General features: G+C 40.7%; 18 protein-coding genes. 9 read left to right on the forward strand and 9 right to left on the reverse strand.

Annotated elements, in window-relative coordinates; genetic code table 11:
* Positions 1-9: 9 nt before the first annotated feature.
* From MM817_RS11130 to MM817_RS11155, 6 genes are all read right to left on the reverse strand, one after another.
* On the reverse strand, positions 10-930 hold the full coding sequence (locus tag MM817_RS11130; protein ID WP_241714960.1) for an ABC transporter ATP-binding protein: 921 nt from the start codon (positions 928-930) through the stop codon (positions 10-12).
* 219 nt (positions 931-1,149) lie between these two features.
* Positions 1,150-1,668, reverse strand: coding sequence for a methylated-DNA--[protein]-cysteine S-methyltransferase (locus MM817_RS11135; protein ID WP_241714962.1), 519 nt, complete (start codon positions 1,666-1,668; stop codon positions 1,150-1,152).
* 29 nt (positions 1,669-1,697) lie between these two features.
* The gene (locus tag MM817_RS11140; protein WP_241714964.1) at positions 1,698-2,258 is read right to left on the reverse strand and encodes a DUF2087 domain-containing protein; all 561 of its coding nucleotides are present in this window, start codon (positions 2,256-2,258) and stop codon (positions 1,698-1,700) included.
* Between the two features lie 88 nt (positions 2,259-2,346).
* Positions 2,347-3,987 carry a S53 family peptidase gene (locus MM817_RS11145; protein WP_241714966.1) on the reverse strand — a complete coding sequence of 547 codons (1,641 nt, stop codon included), beginning with the start codon at positions 3,985-3,987 and terminating at the stop codon, positions 2,347-2,349.
* A 272-nt stretch (positions 3,988-4,259) separates the two neighbouring features.
* Complete coding sequence (locus tag MM817_RS11150) at positions 4,260-5,456, reverse strand: hypothetical protein (RefSeq protein ID WP_241714967.1); 1,197 nt, start codon at positions 5,454-5,456, stop codon at positions 4,260-4,262.
* Between the two features lie 160 nt (positions 5,457-5,616).
* Positions 5,617-7,056, reverse strand: a complete 1,440-nt coding sequence (locus MM817_RS11155; RefSeq protein WP_241714969.1) for a catalase — start codon at positions 7,054-7,056, stop codon at positions 5,617-5,619.
* A gap of 452 nt (positions 7,057-7,508) precedes the next feature.
* On the opposite strand from MM817_RS11155, the gene MM817_RS11160 reads away from it, so the two are divergent.
* From MM817_RS11160 to MM817_RS11180, 5 genes are read left to right on the forward strand one after another with little or no spacing between them, the layout of a single operon-like run.
* Positions 7,509-8,762, forward strand: coding sequence for a Zn-dependent hydrolase (locus tag MM817_RS11160; RefSeq protein ID WP_241714971.1), 1,254 nt, complete (start codon positions 7,509-7,511; stop codon positions 8,760-8,762).
* Positions 8,763-8,805: 43 nt separating this feature from the next.
* Positions 8,806-10,047 carry an ArgE/DapE family deacylase gene (locus tag MM817_RS11165; protein WP_241714972.1) on the forward strand — a complete coding sequence of 414 codons (1,242 nt, stop codon included), beginning with the start codon at positions 8,806-8,808 and terminating at the stop codon, positions 10,045-10,047.
* Positions 10,048-10,051: 4 nt separating this feature from the next.
* Positions 10,052-10,420 (forward strand): amidohydrolase family protein, encoded by a 369-nt coding sequence (locus MM817_RS11170; RefSeq protein ID WP_241714975.1) that lies wholly within the window; start codon positions 10,052-10,054, stop codon positions 10,418-10,420.
* Positions 10,336-11,313, forward strand: coding sequence for an allantoinase AllB (gene allB / locus MM817_RS11175; RefSeq protein WP_241714977.1), 978 nt, complete (start codon positions 10,336-10,338; stop codon positions 11,311-11,313). Before MM817_RS11170 ends, allB begins: the two co-directional genes overlap by 85 nt.
* 6 nt (positions 11,314-11,319) lie before the next feature.
* The gene (locus MM817_RS11180) at positions 11,320-12,519 is read left to right on the forward strand and encodes a 5'-deoxyadenosine deaminase (RefSeq protein WP_241714979.1); all 1,200 of its coding nucleotides are present in this window, start codon (positions 11,320-11,322) and stop codon (positions 12,517-12,519) included.
* A gap of 76 nt (positions 12,520-12,595) precedes the next feature.
* On the opposite strand, the gene MM817_RS11185 is transcribed toward MM817_RS11180, so the two are convergent.
* The gene (locus MM817_RS11185) at positions 12,596-13,594 is read right to left on the reverse strand and encodes an ion channel (protein WP_241714990.1); all 999 of its coding nucleotides are present in this window, start codon (positions 13,592-13,594) and stop codon (positions 12,596-12,598) included.
* A gap of 438 nt (positions 13,595-14,032) precedes the next feature.
* Between MM817_RS11185 and pxpB the strand changes: the two genes are divergently transcribed.
* The 4 genes from pxpB to MM817_RS11205 all read left to right on the forward strand — a co-directional run bounded on the left by pxpB (position 14,033) and on the right by MM817_RS11205 (position 17,275).
* Complete coding sequence (gene pxpB, locus MM817_RS11190; RefSeq protein WP_241714992.1) at positions 14,033-14,782, forward strand: 5-oxoprolinase subunit PxpB; 750 nt, start codon at positions 14,033-14,035, stop codon at positions 14,780-14,782.
* Complete coding sequence (locus MM817_RS11195; protein ID WP_241715001.1) at positions 14,782-15,537, forward strand: LamB/YcsF family protein; 756 nt, start codon at positions 14,782-14,784, stop codon at positions 15,535-15,537. The genes pxpB and MM817_RS11195 overlap by 1 nt, the downstream gene beginning before the upstream one ends.
* Entirely contained in the window at positions 15,534-16,583 is a 1,050-nt protein-coding gene (locus tag MM817_RS11200) for a 5-oxoprolinase subunit C family protein (RefSeq protein ID WP_241715003.1), read from the forward strand. Before MM817_RS11195 ends, MM817_RS11200 begins: the two co-directional genes overlap by 4 nt.
* A gap of 83 nt (positions 16,584-16,666) precedes the next feature.
* Positions 16,667-17,275: a DedA family protein gene (locus MM817_RS11205; protein WP_241715006.1), complete on the forward strand. Its 609-nt coding sequence runs from the start codon at positions 16,667-16,669 to the stop codon at positions 17,273-17,275.
* A 7-nt stretch (positions 17,276-17,282) separates the two neighbouring features.
* On the opposite strand, the gene MM817_RS11210 is transcribed toward MM817_RS11205, so the two are convergent.
* Both MM817_RS11210 and MM817_RS11215 read right to left on the reverse strand, forming a co-directional pair.
* A complete protein-coding gene (locus tag MM817_RS11210; protein ID WP_241715007.1) occupies positions 17,283-18,395 on the reverse strand; it encodes a molybdopterin-dependent oxidoreductase in 1,113 nt (370 codons plus the stop codon).
* A gap of 82 nt (positions 18,396-18,477) precedes the next feature.
* On the reverse strand, positions 18,478-19,680 hold the full coding sequence (locus tag MM817_RS11215) for a PucR family transcriptional regulator (protein WP_241715009.1): 1,203 nt from the start codon (positions 19,678-19,680) through the stop codon (positions 18,478-18,480).
* Positions 19,681-19,745 lie beyond the last annotated feature (65 nt).

The raw sequence follows: 19,745 nt of genomic DNA on the forward strand, positions 1-19,745 counted from the left end.
TAAGCTCCTTTATTCTACATAGTGGCGAAAAACAGATGCTAAATCTGCTAGATCTCGTTCCATTCTAAGTAATGAACATGGTTCTGTGGTTCGCAATATATCATATAGTTCTTTTTGAGTGGTAATCGATATGTAAAATGTTTTTTCATCTACAAAATCTGCACCACGTTCGCTAATAATTTGGCGCTGTGAGTGAGTTAATGGTTCACCTAGTTCAAAAATATATTTATTTTCACTAAATTGCTCAAGTACGTCATGTGTATGTCCCTCTAATACAACTCTTCCTTTTCTAACAATACATACACGATCAGCCAATGTTTGTGCAACTTCCATCTGATGAGTGGTTAATAGAATGCCGACATGTTCTTCTTTTGCTAATCGTATGATGAGTTCTTGAATGCGATCAGCAGCTTGAAGATCCAGTCCAAGTGTCGGTTCATCAAGTAATAAGAGGGAAGGCGAATGCATGAGTGCTGCACAGATCGCTACTTGTTGTTGCATACCTCGACTAAGCTTTTGTAGAGTATCATGAGCTTTATCCTGCAGACCAAAATTTGATAATAAGTCCATGGCGCGCTCTTTTGCTATGCGATGTGGATACCCTTTGAGGCCAGCCCAATATATTAAATTTTCCAATGGAGTTAAACGCCAATATAAGTTCCTTGAGCCTTCTAACACAGCACCTACATGTGATATTGCTTTACGACTGTGTTTTTTTATGCTGTGCCCACAGATGAATGCTTCTCCATCGTCTGGTTGGATAAGACCAGCAATCATTTTAATGCTTGTCGTTTTGCCTGCTCCATTTGGACCTAAAAAAGCAAGTACTTCTCCTGCTACTAGTTGCAAGCTCACGTCATCCACTGCTATAAATGGTTTTTTATCTTTTCCTACATAGTGCTTGCGCAGCGATTGTACATCAAGTATCATTCATTATTCACAACCTCTTTAGGCGTTATTAGGAAATATAATCTTGTTTATGGCAACAAAAATTGATACTTCCATGTCTTTAAATAATATACTGCAGGATTAATTTTTACTAGATACATTGAACTAAAAATTTAAAAAATAACGATTTAAAATGATATGAAGTGTGTTTTATGTAGGATGGTTTATATTTGCATATCGATAAAAAATGCAAGTGGATGTCTAGATATCTTCACCTTCTAAAGTCAATAAACGAGCTTTCATAGGTATCCCACCACGGTATCCGGTTAACGTATGATTTTTTCCAATTACACGATGGCAGGGAATGATGATAGGAATAGGGTTGGCACCGCATGCTGTTCCAACTGCTCTGACAGCAGTAGTATGGTTGATACTTGCTGCAACATCAGAATAACTCCTAAGTTCACCAAATGGAATTTGGATCAATGATAACCAAACCTTTTTTTGAAATGAAGTACCATGAGGATCAAGTGGGCAGCTAAATACTTTGCGATCTCCTTTTAAATACTCAATAATTTGGCTACTATAGAATGCTATCTTATTGTCATCATGAATTAAAACGGGCCTTGAAATATGTTTCTTTACCCAATGCTCCATTGTTTGAAAGGTTTCATTGGGTAAAGTGAGAAAACAAAGACCTTGTTCTGTTGTTGCTAGATAAAAAGACCACTCGTCATGTACGAAAGAACCCCAGTACACAGAGATGGATGAAGTGATCATGTGATTACTCCTCTAAAGTATTGAGACATCTAAGATTTTAGTCTCCAGTATACATTATTTTTACGTTCCATCAGTTGATGACCAACCAATTCTCTCTTTAAGGTTGAAAAATCAGGGTGATGACGTTTAATTCTTTCATTAACTTCTGATTCTGCATAGCGAGTGCCCATATCAAATTTACCTGCTAACCACGTAAGCACAATAAGTCGTTTTTTACGACTTGCTGGAATTTCTTTTAGTTCTTCACCACTCAAAAAATCCCGCAATACTTTGCGTTCCCACGCATCTTCCTGAATATCTTCTGTCATTTGGGATAGTTTTTCGGGTGTCAACATGAGATGTACATTGGTTAAACTATCCGATAAAAATCGATAAAAATGAACATTGCCATCTATGCGCATCTCGACGATTCCGAGTTCTCGCAAACGATTCAAATGATGCGAGACAGTGGGTGGCTTAAGGTTGAGATAGGCGGCTAATTCCTCTACGTTAGCTTCTTGATTCACCAAAAGTCCAAGAATGCGCAAACGACTTTCATCAGCTAACACCTTAAGAAATTGGACGAGAATGTGATTTTCTTCTTGATGCATCGACCATTCCTCCAGAAAATGTGTTATATAATTATTTGTGGTCAAAAGAATCTTTAGACTCTTTTGACCACGGGAAAGTAAAATCTCATTATCCTAAGTCATTGACAAAGTTAGTCGCGTTAATAGATCCCCAGCCTGTCACATTGTTATAACCAGGACCACAGGAATAATATCCGTTATTACCAGAAGTGATTTGATTAAAATCTGTGTTATAGTTGTAGGCTGCATCTTGATAAATATTTGGATCTGCTTCACCAATTGAAGAATATCCTTGGTAGGCTAAATCTTGATCGATGAGAGCGAATGTTGCAGTCATTTGTGGAGCTACGAAACTGGTTCCACCAGCCACATTCCAAGCGCCATTGTAATAGAAAGAGTATCCTGTATTTGGATCAGCATTCAATGCAATATCTGGAGTTTGCCGCTGACCATCTTGTGGCACGTTTTCACCAGTTTGCCAACTTGGTTCAGACCATACTGAACTTTGTCCACCGCCAGAACCACTCCACCCTGTTTCACTTTGAATCGTATCATTACTATTGAGAATTAACTTTGTTCCTCCACATGCTGTAACGTAGGGATCTGATGAAGGATAGTCAACAGCAAGATTACTTGTTCCATCAGTAGCTCCGTTATCCCCAGAAGCTACAAATACACTTTGACCTTGTGAAGCCATCTGAGAAAAAATATTGTCGTCTGCTGTTAACTCTGACTGCGACATATTTGATTCGGCAGTACCCCAACTAGTAGACAGGACCTGTGCTGCATCCGCAGAAGCTGCTGCATTATAGACATCGGTAAAAGTCCCTAAGCTTGAATTTGCACCTTCGTACATAATGACATTTGCTCCAGGTGCTGTAGCACTCGACCATTCTAGGTCAAGCGTGGTTTCTGGATTAATTTGAGAAGGAGTGCCACCGACATTGACATCCGTTACAGATGGGGTAGGAAGGCCATAAGCTTGGTCAAATGTAGCAATATCACTTGAGTTATACGTATCAGCCGTTAGAATTCCAATTGTAACTCCCGATCCGTTTATTCCTTCATTATATAGCGGGTTATAATTATATGCCGTTTCAATTTGACTCGGCGTATAACCAGACGTCGCTGTAAGTTGATGGGCAGTAGCCGTTTGTTTCATGATAAGGTGAGTATGCATTTGGTGATAATTGCTTAATCCAATAACAGCAGATATAAGTGAACTGACTTGAGTAGGTAACTTAACAGATGATTGGGGTGCGTAAAAGTTCTTGCTGCCTACTTTATAATTGCCAATCTGAACTCCAAACGTTTGTTCAATATTTTTTGTATTGCCTGTCACATCGATTAACATTCGATTAGCGTAAGTTTTTTGGATGTGTAAGCCCGAAGATTGTAAGTAATTCATGACCGTTTGATATTGCGCAACAGATGGTCCAAATTTTGAAGTAAACTCTCCTGGCTTTAACCATTGATGATATTCTGAAGATCCTTTTGTATATTGATCGTGCAGTAAAGATTGCAATTGACTTTGATTTTGCAGATGCAGGGCAACCGTAATACTCATAGTGCTATTTGGATCATGTACACCAATGAGTGTAGCATGCGTTAAAAATGGTTCTGTGCTACCGGGAAGTGCAGTCATTGTTGTTACATTCCCTTGAGCACCAGTACTTGCTGCATAAGCAGGTAATGCTGTAGCGCATAAAAAACCAGCAGCTAACATGGTCATTCTGATTTTCCACTTCACTGAAAACCCTCCTTTTAACTGGATAATGTAAATATTCTAACTACATCAGTACTTTACCATAGGAGATTGGTTAACATGTGTTAGCGATTCTAACACATGTAAATCAGCTTTATATGTTATAATATTAAATTGTATTTTACTGGCTTGGGCCCATCCATGTAGAGGATAGGCCCAAGCTTCATTCATGATAGTTATATAATTGTAACGACACAACTCATGGATTAAAAACTTTAATTAGTTTTTCGAAATGACTTCTGATGATCTTGTCATGACTACTGCAGGTACTCTTTCATGGATGAAGCCATAACCAACGCATCATACAAGTTGCCTTGTGAAGTAATGCTAAATAAGTTAGAATCTTCTGCAAAGCTAATTTCAATTTGTGTAGTGACTACAGTACCATGAGTGTTTGCTAAGTTGCGAATCCATACGAGTCCATGGGTAGGTGGTAAATAAATAGAATTTAATATGTTCGTGACTTCCTTAGCCTGCTCAACATTGAGTTTGGAATCTGGTCCTCGAACGCCTAATGTCCAGTCTCCCTCGTGCCATACAATAGTTTGTTTTTGTTTTCCTTGATAGATTATCCCGTTTAAATTTGTTTCTAAATGAATGGTACCTGTTGGGATTTGATTAGCTAACACTTGGTGTACTCCGTACATCATTTGTTGTCTTGCTGCGTGATTGGATGCAAAGTGAGTCCCACCTACATCTGCTAAAAGTGGCGCTGCAATGGAGTTGAGCTCTGGTTCGTTGATCTCGTATGGAATATTTGTTTCAAAGATTGAATCTGTATAGGTAAATGATTTTGCTGCAACAAAGACAGATATATAAGGGTTTTTAATTGAATTTCTTCGGGAAATCGTTTGTGGTAACCATGTTGGCTCCCATATGGGGAATGTTGTACCCATTTGCCTTGCTTGATTGCGTGCTGCAACTAGAGGAGTGGGCCAGTTAGTTGACATCGGTAAGACATTTATGGTCCTCTGAAGACTGGCATTTTGACCATTTTGATAGGAGGCATGAAAGGTAAATGTCTGTGGACCTGCTCCAGTGAGATGGAAGTCTGCGTGAAACCTACCATCTGCAGAAAGAGTAGCTACTGCTTTGGCCACAGGATAACCACTAGAGATGTCCGTCCATATGGTTACCTGTTTATTACTCGTAGGATCGATGACTCTTCCAGAGACTCGTACGGTGTTGACAGCCCACATCATAGGTGTATAAAGAATCACTTGCGCAGACGGGCTTGTTACTACAGATGATCCGTTATTTGTTGATTTAGCCGGTAGGATAGTTACTGTTGGAGATGACGTTTTGCTTGTTGATTTTGGTGAAGATATTGATGAATGTGTGGAATTCTCGTGATGTGTAGTAGAAGGTGAGGATAGTAATGGTGATGTACCACATCCAGTCATAGTGGAAATTCCAAGGATACCAATAGCTATTGCGTAAATGTAAGGTTTCAATGCTGATCTTCCTTTCTGTATGTCATTTGTTAGACGCCAAACAAATGAAACAGGTTACTTTATTTTCAAAAGATCAGAAGGTGTTTATTTCAATAAAAAAACCATCCGATCTATAGTCATGTTCATGACGTATGGATCGGATGGTTTACATTGCATTCAATTATTGATTAACTTGAATCTGCAATCCTTTTGCAACACGTGCTCCAAATGACTCATCGGCTAAAATAAAATGGTTCACTTGACGAATTTTAATATCTAATGCGACCGATTGCATCGCAGTGACGATATTGTCAATCAGATCTGTTTGTTCTGTTTCACTCAACAATCGATACAAATCTCCAGCTTGTGTGTAGTGATCGTCTGATGGGTACTTGTGACTTCCAGTTTGCCCAGTCACCTCATAAGGTGCCGTTGCAACTGATGGCGTTTCCTTTATTCCATCATAGCTGTTCGGCTCATAATTTGGAGAAGCTCCACCGTTTCCATCAAAACGCATGGAACCATCGCGTTGATGATTATGGACAGGTGCAATTGGACGATTAATCGGTAGAGCATCGTGATTTGTGCCCACGCGATAACGGTGTGCATCCGCATAAGCAAAGAGTCTTCCTTGCAACATCTTATCAGGAGAGAATCCGATGCCAGGAACAATATTGGCAGGTGAAAAAGTCGCTTGTTCAACTTCTGCAAAATAATTTTCTGGGTTGCGATTGAGAACCATGCGACCAACTTCGATAAGTGGATAGTCTTTTTGGGACCATACCTTTGTCACATCAAAAGGATCAAAACGATATGTGTTTGCGTCTTGTAAAGGCATGATTTGAACGTAAAGTTTCCATACAGGATGTTGTCCTTGTTGAATTGAATCAAATAAATCGCGCGTTGCATAATCAGGATCATCGCCTGCCATTTTCACAGCATCAACACGCCGAAAATTCTCAATGCCTTGCTCTGTTTTAAAATGATACTTCACCCACACTGCTTCTCCTGCATGATTATTCCATTGAAATGTGTGGCTACTAAAGCCATGCATGTGACGATATGTTTTTGGAGTTCCACGATTGGAAAATAAAATAGTCACTTGATGTAATGATTCTGGAGACAATGACCAAAAATCCCACATAGCATTTGGATCTTTACAGTTAGTTGCTGGATTGCGTTTTTGTGTATGAATAAAGTCTGGAAATTTTAGTGGATCGCGAATAAAGAATACAGGTGTATTATTACCGACAATATCGTAGTTACCGTCTTCTGTATAAAATTTTACTGAAAATCCACGCGGATCGCGTTCCGTATCTGCTGAGCCTTTTTCACCTCCAACAGTAGAGAAACGTACAAACAACGGTGTCTGTTTTCCGACTTCTGACAAGAAACTAGCTCGAGTCCACTTTAAAACGTCGTTAGTTACTTCAAAATAGCCATGTGCACCGGCACCTTTTGCGTGAACGACGCGCTCTGGAATGCGCTCGCGATTGAAATGCGCAAGTTTCTCAATTAAATGAAAGTCTTCTAACAAAACTGGTCCGCGTTGTCCAGCTGTCTGAGAATGTTGATTATCTGCAACAGGTGAGCCTGTTGAGGTGGTTAGTTTTTTAGTCATGTATAGTCCCCCTAGTGCACTCATTTAGTAGGCATCAATTTATATTTATTCTAATTTAAATAAAGAAGAAAATCAAGAAAAAAACACAGATCGGCTTTATGCTAGATCCAAATGGGACACAACGATTGCAATGATCAAAGGGCGTCATATCGCTTAGTACAAGAGAAGCATGATCATCCCTATGGTTAATGGAAAGAACTAAATTTCTTAATATTGCAGGAATATACAAGTGTAATAGCGAATTGACTTACATATCAATAATATGGTTGGATGATCAATACCGTTCGTGAAGTTTCTCGAATATACGAAGTATATAGATAGAATCATAACAAAGGGTATGTATAGCATGCTCTCTATGACATGTACTTCTTATCCATGCGGCTTGTATATTCTAAATAGTATATTTATTCGCTTTATGACAGATAAGTATGGAGCCATGGATGTGTAGCTCGTTGATAGCGAAAGAGGTGACTGAATCATTGTTAAACGTACAGCGAATGGCCTCACGTATTGAAAAATTATCGCACATTAGTTCAGGACAAGGACCTGGAGTCACTCGTTTAGCCTATACGGAAAGCGATGAACGAGCGACACAACAGGTGGAAGAATGGATGATAGCAGCAGGCATGGTGATTACTCGAGACCAGTTTCACAATGTCATTGGACGCTATGAGGGAACCGATGTATCTGCAGCTCCAGTAGTTGTTGGTTCTCATATAGATTCTGTACCAGAGGGTGGTGCATACGACGGGGTATTAGGGGTATTAGCTGGCATTGAAGTCGTTCAAGAACTTTCTACACGCGGGATGCGTTGTATACGTCCTATTCATGTAATGATTTTTCGTGATGAGGAGGGCGTTCGCTTTCAAGCCGGATTGATTGGAAGCAAAGGGTTTACAGGACTGCTTCGAGAACAGGATTTACAGTTGCAAGACGAGAAAGGCATTACCTTGGCTGAAGCGATCACAGCACTTGGGGAAGATGAATCTATCACCACTGTCATTGTCAAGCAACCTAATATAGCTAGCTACGTTGAACTTCACATTAAACAAGGTCCACTTTTGGATGAATATAAGATCCCATGTTCTGTAGTGAACGGTATTGCTGGTGCTGCACGCTATCGTTTCAAAGTCGTGGGTAATCCAGGACATGCAGGGACAGTGCCCATGGCCTTAAGAAAGGATGCACTCCTCGCGGCCGCAGAAATAATCCTTGCCATTGAGCAGCAAGCAATATTGCACGACTCTCTCGTTGCAACCGTTGGTCATTTATCTGTCTTGCCTGGTGCCAGTAATGTCATTCCAGGTGTCGTTGAAGGATCACTAGACATTCGATCACTTGATGAGCAGCTCATCAAGTCTAGTATTGCGACTATTATACAAGTATGTGAACAAATATGCCGTTTGCGGGGAGTGGACGTATCGTTTACATGTGTTGGATATTCGCCACCTGTGCAAGCATCCAAACGTATGATTAGTTTGATAGAGTCTGTGTTGGCACAACACAAAATTACGGCCTTACCACTTGTCAGTGGAGCTGGCCATGATGCGATGGTGATGGGAGCTATTACTGAGATGGGGATGATATTCGTCCGTTGTAAAGAAGGCATAAGTCATCATCCCGCGGAATATGTCGACATCTCAGATATGGAAGTTGCTCTCGATGTGCTTTTTGGTGTGATATATCAATTGGCCAATGATTTTTAATCGTGTTGTCAGTACGATCGTAGCAGAAGGGGGCGTGCTTTTTGTGGATGCAACGAAAAACAAGATCATTGAGCAAGTCGAACATGATACTCATCAACTAGTTTGTCTACTTCAAGAATTGATTTCCATTCCATCAGATAATCCACCAGGAGACTGTTTGGCGATAGCGACACATGTAATAAAAAAATTGCAGGACTATGAAGACTTTACTATTCAAGTCTTGCCAGTTGATGTCGTCGATAAGCATGCTACAGATCAACAAAAGATCGTGAATGTACTGGCTACGAAAGTCTTTGGAAGTGGACAAGGTCCAGAAATTGTTCTGAATGCACATGGAGATGTTGTGCCACCGGGACTTGGTTGGACTTTTGATCCATATGGTGGAGAAATTCATGAAGGTGCGATCTATGGTCGAGGAGCAGCCGTTTCAAAATCAGATATCGCTGTTTATACATATGCAGTTCTTGCTTTACAGCAAGTGGCTGAGCAACTAGAAGGGAAAATTGTACTCGCTTTTACCTTTGATGAGGAGACAGGCGGAGAGCTTGGTCCGAAGTGGTTACTAGAAGAAGGATATATAAAACCAGACTACGCAATTACTGCAGGATTTACTTATTCTATTGTTAATGCACACAATGGCTGCCTTCATCTAGAAGTGAAAACTATTGGCAGATCTGCACATGCAGCATCTCCAACAGATGGAATTGATGCATTAGAGGCGATGACCGGTATCTTACATGGATTGTATGGGTACCGTAATACATTAAAAGATATTCATTCTCAGATCGCAGGAATTGATTCCCCATCACTTGTCATTGGACTTATCCAAGCAGGTATTAACACAAATGTAGTCCCAGATGAGTGTGTTATTCGCTTGGATCGCCGTATGATTCCAGAAGAAGAAGCAGATGACGTAGAAATTCGACTGAGGCATTTCATTGCTTCTCTTGTAGATAGTTATCCTGGTATTCGTTTAGAGATAAGACGTATTTTACTTGCAGAAGCATATGGACCGATTAGGACTGATGAACGATTAATACAGACGGTAGCAACAAATTATCAAGCCATTACTGGTGAAACTGCTCCTATCCTAGGTGTTCCGCTCTATACTGATGCACGCCATTTTGCTGAATTTGATGTACCTGTCATTATGTTTGGAGCCGGTCCAAGAACATTAGAGGATGCTAACGCACATCGGGCAAATGAACATGTAGCTGTTATGGATCTTGAACTTGCGACAAAGATAGTATCCTGTTCACTCTATGATTTACTAAAAAAGAGGTGAAGGAATGATACTTGGAGAACATTTTGATCTGATCATTCGAGACGCTATGATTATACAGGAACATGAGATAGTGCGTGCAGATCTTGGGATATTAAATGGAAAGATAGCGGCAATAGAGAAAAACATTTCTGAACCGGCATGGGAGGAAATCTGTGCCAGCGGTCTCTATGTTTTCCCAGGGATGATTGACACACATGTACATTGTAATGAGCCAGGTAGAACAGAGTGGGAAGGGTTTTCCACCGCGACACGTAGTTTAGCAGCTGGTGGCGTAACTACTTTTTTGATATGCCACTCAATAGTATACCACCCACAACTACGATCTCTGGTTTTAACACAAAACAAGCAGCAGCATCCGTGTTTGCGCGCATAGATTACGCTCTTTGGGGGGGATTGATCCCAGGAAATATCGATCAATTATCAGAACTTGATGAAAAAGGTGTTATCGGTTTTAAAGCTTTTTTATCCACAAGTGGGGTAGAGGAGTTTCCCTGTATAGATGATCTATCTTTATGGAAAGGTATGGAGGAAATTTTAAAATTGAATTCTATTCTAGCAGTGCATGCGGAGAGTGAGATGATAACGAGACAACTCACAGATGCCTGGCTTTCAAGTAATGCACCGCGAGACATGAAAAACTATACCTGGACACGTCCTATCTTAGCAGAAGTTGAAGCGGTACAACGTGTTCTTACTTATGCAGAACTGACAGGATGCAGACTTCATATTGTTCATGCAAGTTGTGCTGAAGTTGTTCATGCAGTCACATTAGCTAAAGAACGAGGTGTTGCAGTTACTGTAGAAACATGTCCCCATTATCTAGCACTCAGTGAGGAGGATGCTGAGAAATGGCATGGAATCGCAAAATGCGCACCTCCTTTACGTAGTCGTAAAGAAGTAGAAGAGTTATGGGAGTGCGTACGATCAGGTGAGGTTGACACGATTGCATCCGACCATTCGCCGTGTCCGATTGAATTGAAATTAAGTCCAGATATATCAAAGGTCTGGGGAGGTATTTCAGGGGCTCAGACTAGTTTGCTGGTTTTGCTTGAAGAAGGATTTGTAAATCGTGACCTTTCTTTATTGGATATAGCACGCTTAACCGCGACAACGCCACCACACATTTTTGGATTATATCCACAAAAAGGGGTACTAGCAGTGGGGTCAGACGCAGATATTGTTCTGATTGATCTAGTAGCATCACAGATTTTACAAAAAGAACATTTGTATTATCGTCATCCGCATAGCCCTTTTATAGGGAAATAATTCCAAGTGGATCGCGTACTCAACGGCAAACAGAGGACGGTGATTCCAGGTTTTGTTCAAACGCATGTTCACCTTTGTCAGACATTATTTCGTGGTCAGGCGGACGATCTAGAATTACTTGATTGGTTAAAGCTAAAAATTTGGCCACTGGAAGCTGCGCACGATGAAGAATCAATCTACTATTCGGCCCTTCTTGGTATAGGCGAATTGATTCAAAGTGGGACTACCACGATCATTGATATGGAAACGGTTCATCATACAGCATCAGCATTTCAAGCAATTGCCGAAACTGGAATACGTGCATTATCCGGTAAAGTAATGATGGATATGGGATCAGAAGTGCCAAAAGGATTGCTTGAAACAACAGAACAATCTCTCCAAGAAAGTGTTGATTTACTAAAGACTTGGCACCAGTTTGATAACGGTCGGATTCAATATGCTTTTGCTCCCCGGTTTGTTCTGTCGTGTTCTGAGACATTGTTACTTGCTGTGCGCGATCTAGCACAGCAATATGATGTAAAGATTCACACACATGCCGCTGAAAATCAAGAGGAGATTAGAATCGTAGAGCGCGAGCGAAAAATGCGCAATGTAGCTTACCTAGATCATTTGGGATTAGCAAGTCCACGTCTCATTTTGGCACACAGTATATGGTTGGATGAAAATGAAAGATCCATTATGCAAACACGTGGTGTAAAAATGACACACTGTCCGGGGTCTAACTTAAAATTGGCCTCAGGCATTGCTGATGTACCTAGTATGCTTGCCATGAACTTCCATGTGGGGTTAGGTGCAGATGGTGCTGCATGCAATAATAACTTAGATATGTTTAATGAGATGAGGCTTGCAGCACTGATTCAAAAGCCATCTTATGGACCTACAGCAATGAATGCTCATACTGTCTTGCGGATGGCCACGTTAGGTGGAGCCGAGGTCGCTGGTCTTGACCACCTTATAGGAAGTATAGAAATAGGTAAAAAAGCTGATTTTTGTATATTAAATGTAGAAGATTTTCATGTCTATCCATCAGTCGAAGTTGATCCGGTCGCAAGAATTGTTTATTCGGCAACGCATGCAAATGTAGAAACGACTGTGATTGATGGTAGAGTTGTCATGGAGAATCGCAGATTAACTACGATCGATAAGCAAATGGTATTACAAGAAGCAAATCGTGCGATAAAACGCTTACTTGCACGACTGCCATAGGTATAACAGTGCAGGAGTAATCTCGTTCACTTCTGCACGTCAATCCAGATCATTCAAACGATCATTAGGCAACGAATTATCGATCATGCGGAGCCAAAAGCAGAATCATAGCGTTTTCTGTAATCTTTGGATCATGTTCGATGCCTAGTATGACTTCTCCATTTTGTGCTATACCAAGAACTACATGCTCATGTTGCTTACGAACTGCACTTAGCGGTTGATCTAACCACTCTGTGCGAATAGGTACTTCTTTAATACAGTACTTATCAGAATTGACCATCCGTAAAAGTAATTCTGCAGCATGTGGGGCCTCTAAACTTTTTGCAAGGGTGTGACCTAGTAAGTCGTCAGTAGACACCGTACGCGAGATACCAAGAGCCTGTAACGCACGTGCCACTTTATCAGATTTTGTGCTAACTAAAATTGCAAGATCTGGAGCTAAATGATGTACGGCGATGGCCATCTCTAATACTTCTCCATCCCTTGGAGCTGCAATTAATGCTTGTTTAGCAAAGGGAAGATGGGCAAGGCGTAAAACTGATTCTTCTGTGGGATCACCCTTGATGAATGGAGTTTCACGCGGTAGGACATTAGAATCAATGTCGGCCACTACGAGATGTGGACTCTGAGTATGAGCTAATTCATCGATGACAATTCTCGTCTCTGGCATATAGCCCAAGATGACAATGTGTCCTGACGATGGAATATTTGTATCCATACCAAATAACCTCCTGATTCGCATTTCCATAAGTCCGGTTGACATAAGAGCAAAGAGAGCTCCAAAAGCAGGAATGACAATGATCATGACACCTATGGCGATTAGGCGACCTGCTGTGTTATTGGGCGTAATATCCCCGTACCCAACTGTGGTAGCTGTTGTTATTGCCCAATATATCCCTGTAAATAAAGGAACATGTTCAAATACAGAAAATAGAACTGCACCAGCAACTGTCGCAATACATGCAAAGATAAGAACAATCCACGTAGCTTTACTTGATATTTTTTTCAACAATAATGTAAGTAATGGTAACATTGTAGACTCCTTATCTATCCAACCGACCACGTGATCACTCAATCTTCATCCTCATTATAAAGGGATCGACCCAGATGTGAAACAGATGTTGTGGACTTGGCAGAATGCGGCCAAGTTATTTTGCGTAAGAAGTATAAAACGATGTTGTAATGAATAATTGCTTCGTTCGAGACATCAAGTCACGTATAATGGAGATGAGCATTCTTGATTATCGGTGCGATAACGCTGTTAACCATTTGGGGTGCAAAAACTGCACAAAAAAAGATAGTAAAAAAACTCAATGGTTTTTGGGTGATCGCATTGCCGGCGACACCATCATGTTGTCATATCGGTAAACATAAAATCATGTGATTTTGGCCGCTGTCTATCATGTGTAGTATCCTGTAGCACAAAATATTTATCTTACAAAGAGCGTATACGGAAATAACGAAAAAACGAGGTTACAGTAAACTGGTAATAAGTTAAACGGGGCGAATCATTATGCGTGTGATTGGTTATTGGCTGGGAGAGTGTGCAATCCGGTTGGAGATCGTAAAAACAACCCATTCTGATGAACAAATACGTGATTTCATTCATTCTATGTATAAAAAAATTCGCGAAAAGATGAGTAATCATTCTCCGTTCTCTCCATTATGGATTGAGGATGTCATTGACGTGGTTCCGGGATGGCATACGCTAACTCTACATACCCGACCGTGGGGTAGCATTGCAATGCAGCCAATTGAGATCAAAGACGCGTGGTTACAAGAAGTACTATCTTTCCTAGCTATGGAAGAAGCTCATGTTGATCACCCCCATGTCATTAAGAATATAGAGGTTTGTTACGGTCCACATTGTGCATTAGATCTCACTGATCTTTCCTTATTTTGTGGGTTAACTAAGGAAGAAATCATTACTATTCATATGCGTACGGTGTACACAGTGAGAATGATTGGATTTTCACCAGGATTTGTTTATTTAGATGGTCTAGACTCACGAATTCAGATGCCTCGCTTAGATCATCCACGTGTACAAGTTCCAACTGGATCAGTTGGTATTGCTGGAATGCAAACAGGTGTGTACTCATTGTCTACTCCTGGTGGATGGCGCATTTTAGGGAGAGTACATCAACCGTTATTTTCTTTATCTAATGATCCGATGACGTTTTTATCCATTGGAGATCGTGTTTCATTTATCTATGTTCACTGTAATTCTTGCGGCGCACACAATGTCTACGAGGAGGAAATTTGATGTGGCATATAGACTTAAATGCAGATGTAGGAGAAAGTTTTGGTCACTATACCATAGGTGCTGATGTAGACATTTTCTCATTCATTACCTCCGCCAATATCGCCTGTGGTTTTCATGCAGGGGATCCACACGTCTTAAACCAAGCAGTCAAATTAGCTGTTCAAAATGGGGTTAGTATAGGCGCACACCCAGGATTGCCTGATATACAGGGATTTGGAAGACGATGGATCCCGTATACGGCTAGTGAGATTTATGAACTGGTTGTGTATCAAATTGGTGCGATGCAAGCATTTACTAAGATACATGGTGTTCCACTTCATCACGTCAAGCCACACGGAGCCTTGTATAATCAAGCAGCCATATCTGCAGATATGGCCATGGCTGTTGCACAAGCGATTAGGGATGTGGATCCGCAACTATTACTATATGGACTTGCAGGAAGTGAACTCATTGTTGCAGGTGAGAAAGTCGGTCTTGCAGTAGCACAAGAGGTTTTTGCCGATCGTAATTATGAAGAGGATGGCACGCTAACGCCTCGCACACATCCAGATGCACTAATCGAAGAAGATAAGCAAGTAATTGAACGCTTGATTTTTATGATAACAAAAGGAAAAATCAAAGCGCGAACTGGACAAGAACTAACTGTAAACGTAGATACCGTTTGTGTACATGGCGATGGTGCACGTGCTGTTTCATTACTTTCATCACTTCAAAAACAACTTATACACAATGAAATTACAGTGGCAGCGATATGACAAAAACCGCTAAGAATGGATACTTGACCGTTATTCATCCTGGTTCTATGACGACGATTCAAGATTTAGGGAGATGGGGTTATCAAGATCAAGGAATTCCAGTCGGAGGTGTTGTAGATGCTTTTGCGGCTCGAGCTGCCAATCTTTTGCTTGGCAATAAAGAAAATGATGCTGTATTGGAATGTACATTAAAGGGACCTGTTTTTTATTTTTCTAAGGCAACGTGGATTGCCGTGTGTGGAGCAGATGTTTCCATAAGAATCAGCATATCACATGATAACATCGGGTTCAGTGTCTCAGAAGTACAATTTCCTTCTTGGTCATCCTATTTCATTCCAAAGCATGCAGTAGTGTCTGTAGGTATGGCAACACATCAATCGCGCATGTATATAGCCATCAAAGGGGGGATTTGCGTACCGAAAGTCATTGGTAGCCGTTCCACCTATAGCAGAGCAACAATGGGTGGATATCAGGGACGAGCATTACAAGCCTTAGATATGATCCCTATACAACTAGATGATAAAGGAGAAGGTACTCCGATACCAACCACATCTATTGTACATACTCCTCATGTCATAGCACGTATGCAGCCACCTGAGTGGTATTTACAAAATCCACATATTCACATATTACATGTACTCCCTGGACCAGAATACGATCAGTTTTTACAACATGGAGATATGATCTTTTCTGTCACTTCACAAATGGATCGCATGGGGTGCCGACTACAAGGAAAAGAAGCTCTTATTCGTATCCGTGAGCAAGAGATGTATTCAGAAGCTGTTGTCGAAGGGAGTGTACAAGTACCACCTAGTGGTCAACCGATTATCTTGTTAGCGGAGAGGCAAACGATAGGCGGCTACCCTATTCCCTATATTATCATTCGAGCAGACCTAAGCAAGGCAGCACAACTGCGACCAGGCACACAAGTAACTTTTAAAGTAATAGATGTTGAGACAGCTCGTGCAATGTGGTTAGAACAGGAGTACCATCTTCGTGTCATGGCAGCAGGAATAAGCCTTAATAATCGATATATGAAACAATAATAAAATACAGGTGCTTGATCTATGGAATACTCTTATATTAGAGTATAATTGGTGTATGATTTAGCAATGAGGTGACTACGATTTTGCACACCGTAATGTTGTGGCTTACACATGAAGGACTTTGGGGTATATTTTTTGGCGTTTTAGGTGAAGCGTTTTTATTGCCGTTACCTGCAGAAACGCTCGCTACATTCGGTAGCATAGAGGCCAGTAAAGGTTTTTATCCATTATGGTTATTACTAATCGTTTTATTTTCTGCTACATATATCGGTTCCATTACGGCATATTGGATTGGACGTGGAATTGGTAAAGTTGCTATGCTACGAGTGTATAAAAAATTAAGAATAAAAGATGAACATATTGCTCTAGCTGAAAAGCAACTCGTGAAATATTCAGTACCATTATTACTAGCATATCGTTTTTTAGTTGGAATTCGTGGTTTAATTCCATATGTTGCTGGTGCAAATCGTATTCCATTTGCCATCTTTGCATTAACAAGTGCCATTGGAGCAGCCTTATGGGTTGTTGTGTTTGCAGTATTTGGTCGATTGTTAGAGTCGTTGGTTAGTATGTTATCTGAGTATCAAATCCACACTTTGATACTCATTGTATTTGTGGCACTCGTGTCGGGATACGCAGGGTATCGTATTGGAAAGCGAGCAGGTTTATCGTCATCTGATCACAGACCATAAAGGGTCTCTAGGTTAAAAATGCTTGTGTTGGGTACCCTCTTTGCTCCCAATACCCTGTTATAGGCACATCACTAAAAGAAATACGCGATAGCCACTTAATAGACTTATATCCGTACATGGTAGGGACAATCAGCCTAAGTGGAAAGCCAGCTTCTCTTAAAAGAGGCTGGTTATTTAAGTGAGTCGCCAGTATCACCTCATGGGAAAGAGCCTCGTCTAATGATAAGCACTCTGTGTATACTCCATCAAATGAATAAAAATGGATATATTTCACTGTTTCATGGGCCTTCGCTAGTTGCAACAGTGTTTTGATGTGAATACCTTTCCACCGCACATTGGGTACGCTCCAACCTGTAACACACTGAAAATTGACAACTTCTTGTTCCTGCGTCAATGATGAAAGTTGATGATAAGACAACAGTAGCTGCGATTGTACTTTGCCATCCACTGTAAGTCGGTAATGGGATAAGTCCATCTGTGGATACGTACCTGTGACGGTATAATATTCTGGAAATTGAATAGAATTTGCAAGATCACTTGATGAGTTAGCTGGTTGCCATAGTCGCTGTAACATAGTGAACGGATCAAGTATAGTTACGAGAGTCGTGCCAAGAATGCCTGCTCCAATCCACTTCAAAAAATCACGGCGACTTGGATCGATCTTCGCTGTACGAGAAGTGGGAAACCGACTGCCAATTGCTTTATAGAAGGCATGAGCGACGATCCATACGCTAAGAAGAATAGAAAAATAGCCATGCCAAGTAAATGCAGGTCCGCGCCACGCATCAGGAAAAACATCCACACCAAAAAGCAAAATACCTGTAAGTACAATTGCAGTACCAAGAACGGTCGGCATTAGCCAATCAAATAAAGAAATTTTTTTGCCATAGGGGAGTCTTTTGATAAATGGCATCAACAAACTTGCGGCAAAAATCAAGCCAAGCGTAATATGCACGGCGTAAATGAAGCGCAGATAGGGAATGAGCACGGTGTGAATGGCAGGTAGAAACAGTGCTATACCTGTAATTAGGAGCAAAATAAAGGAAACAATCGTATAGTAGTGTAGCCCAACGAAAAAACGCGGCCATTTTCCATGTTTAAACCACTGTTTGGTTGCCATATCTCACCTATGCGTAAAGACATCCATCTTTTATTTCAGAAGCTTCTTTTAAGATAGTGTAACAGAAAATTGCCTATGCAATCTACATCATATGAAATTCCCTGGTGTAGATTGCAACATGAAGTGCGAGACGTTGAATCGGATCTTCTAGGTCACAAATTAGTAATTGTTTGACATGTTCCAAGCGGTGGTAAAGAGTTTGACGGTGAATATAGAGTGCATTGGCTGTTTGTTGCTTGGAACGATCACAATCTAAGTACATTTTAAGCGTGAAGAGAAGATTGGCTTCATTTTTACGATCGTATTCCTCGATTGCCTCTAAATCTGTAGTCGCCATTTGCAATAATAGGTGATTATCAGTAAATTTTGATATATATCGATAGATTCCTGCTTGTTCATAAAATAAAAGATTCGTTCTACCAAGCTTCCTTTGAATCGCTAACGCTTCTAGAGCAGTTGTATAGCTCCTAGTAATTTCATATGCACTTGCTGCAAATGTTCCGACGCCCACCAACATCTTTTTTTGTGCCCACTCTGAATCTTCTACATCGTGTGCAAGTAATTGACACGATTGTTCGATCCTGTTTGTCCATGTTTGAAAGTGATGATGACGATCCACGATAATAATGACGTGCTCTTTTTGAATGGATAGAATAACGTGAGAAAAAAATTTTTTAAATATAGAGTGAATCATGGCGTGCAGTTCATGCATGTGATCAAAATGTTCAAGTTCTAAGGACTGATCAGTGGATAGGGCTAATACTCCATAGGTTAAAGGCCTCGCATGCAGTGAGACCGGATGATACGTGGCAACATCTTCTCCGCGAAGTAATGATTCAACAAGTCTGCTTTCTTGTATCATTTCATACTCTTTTAAGGAATACGAACTGTGGGTTTGAACAATAAGCTCATGGATGTCTCTTGTCATATCTACAAACTTCACTAAATTAGGAAAGATGATAATTGGAAAATCATGTTGATCTGCTAACCTTATGATCGATTGAGGGATATGAGGAATGTACGGTCCAAGCTCAATACATAAACCTGCCGCATGAGCTAAGATGAGTTGCTCTACGTAATTTGTGAGTACATCATTTGTCTGTGCAAACCCATTTCCAGTAGTTAAGATAAGTTCTCCGCCATGAAGAAAATTGCGTGGGTTCTCAATGTAGAGGATGTGCACCCAACTTACTTTGCGATTCACACCTTGGATGCCCCCTACTAGTTTTGCGCTAGTAAACAGAGGGCGTTGTAAAATTTGAGCAATGGTCAATGAATGGAGCATGAAGATCCCCCTTTAGTCCTTCGATCCGAGTGTACCTTTTGTATGCTTGTTTATATGAATATAGA

The sequence above is a fragment of the Sulfoacidibacillus ferrooxidans genome, assembly GCF_022606465.1.
Taxonomy (GTDB): Bacteria; Bacillota; Bacilli; order Alicyclobacillales; family SLC66; genus Sulfoacidibacillus; species Sulfoacidibacillus ferrooxidans.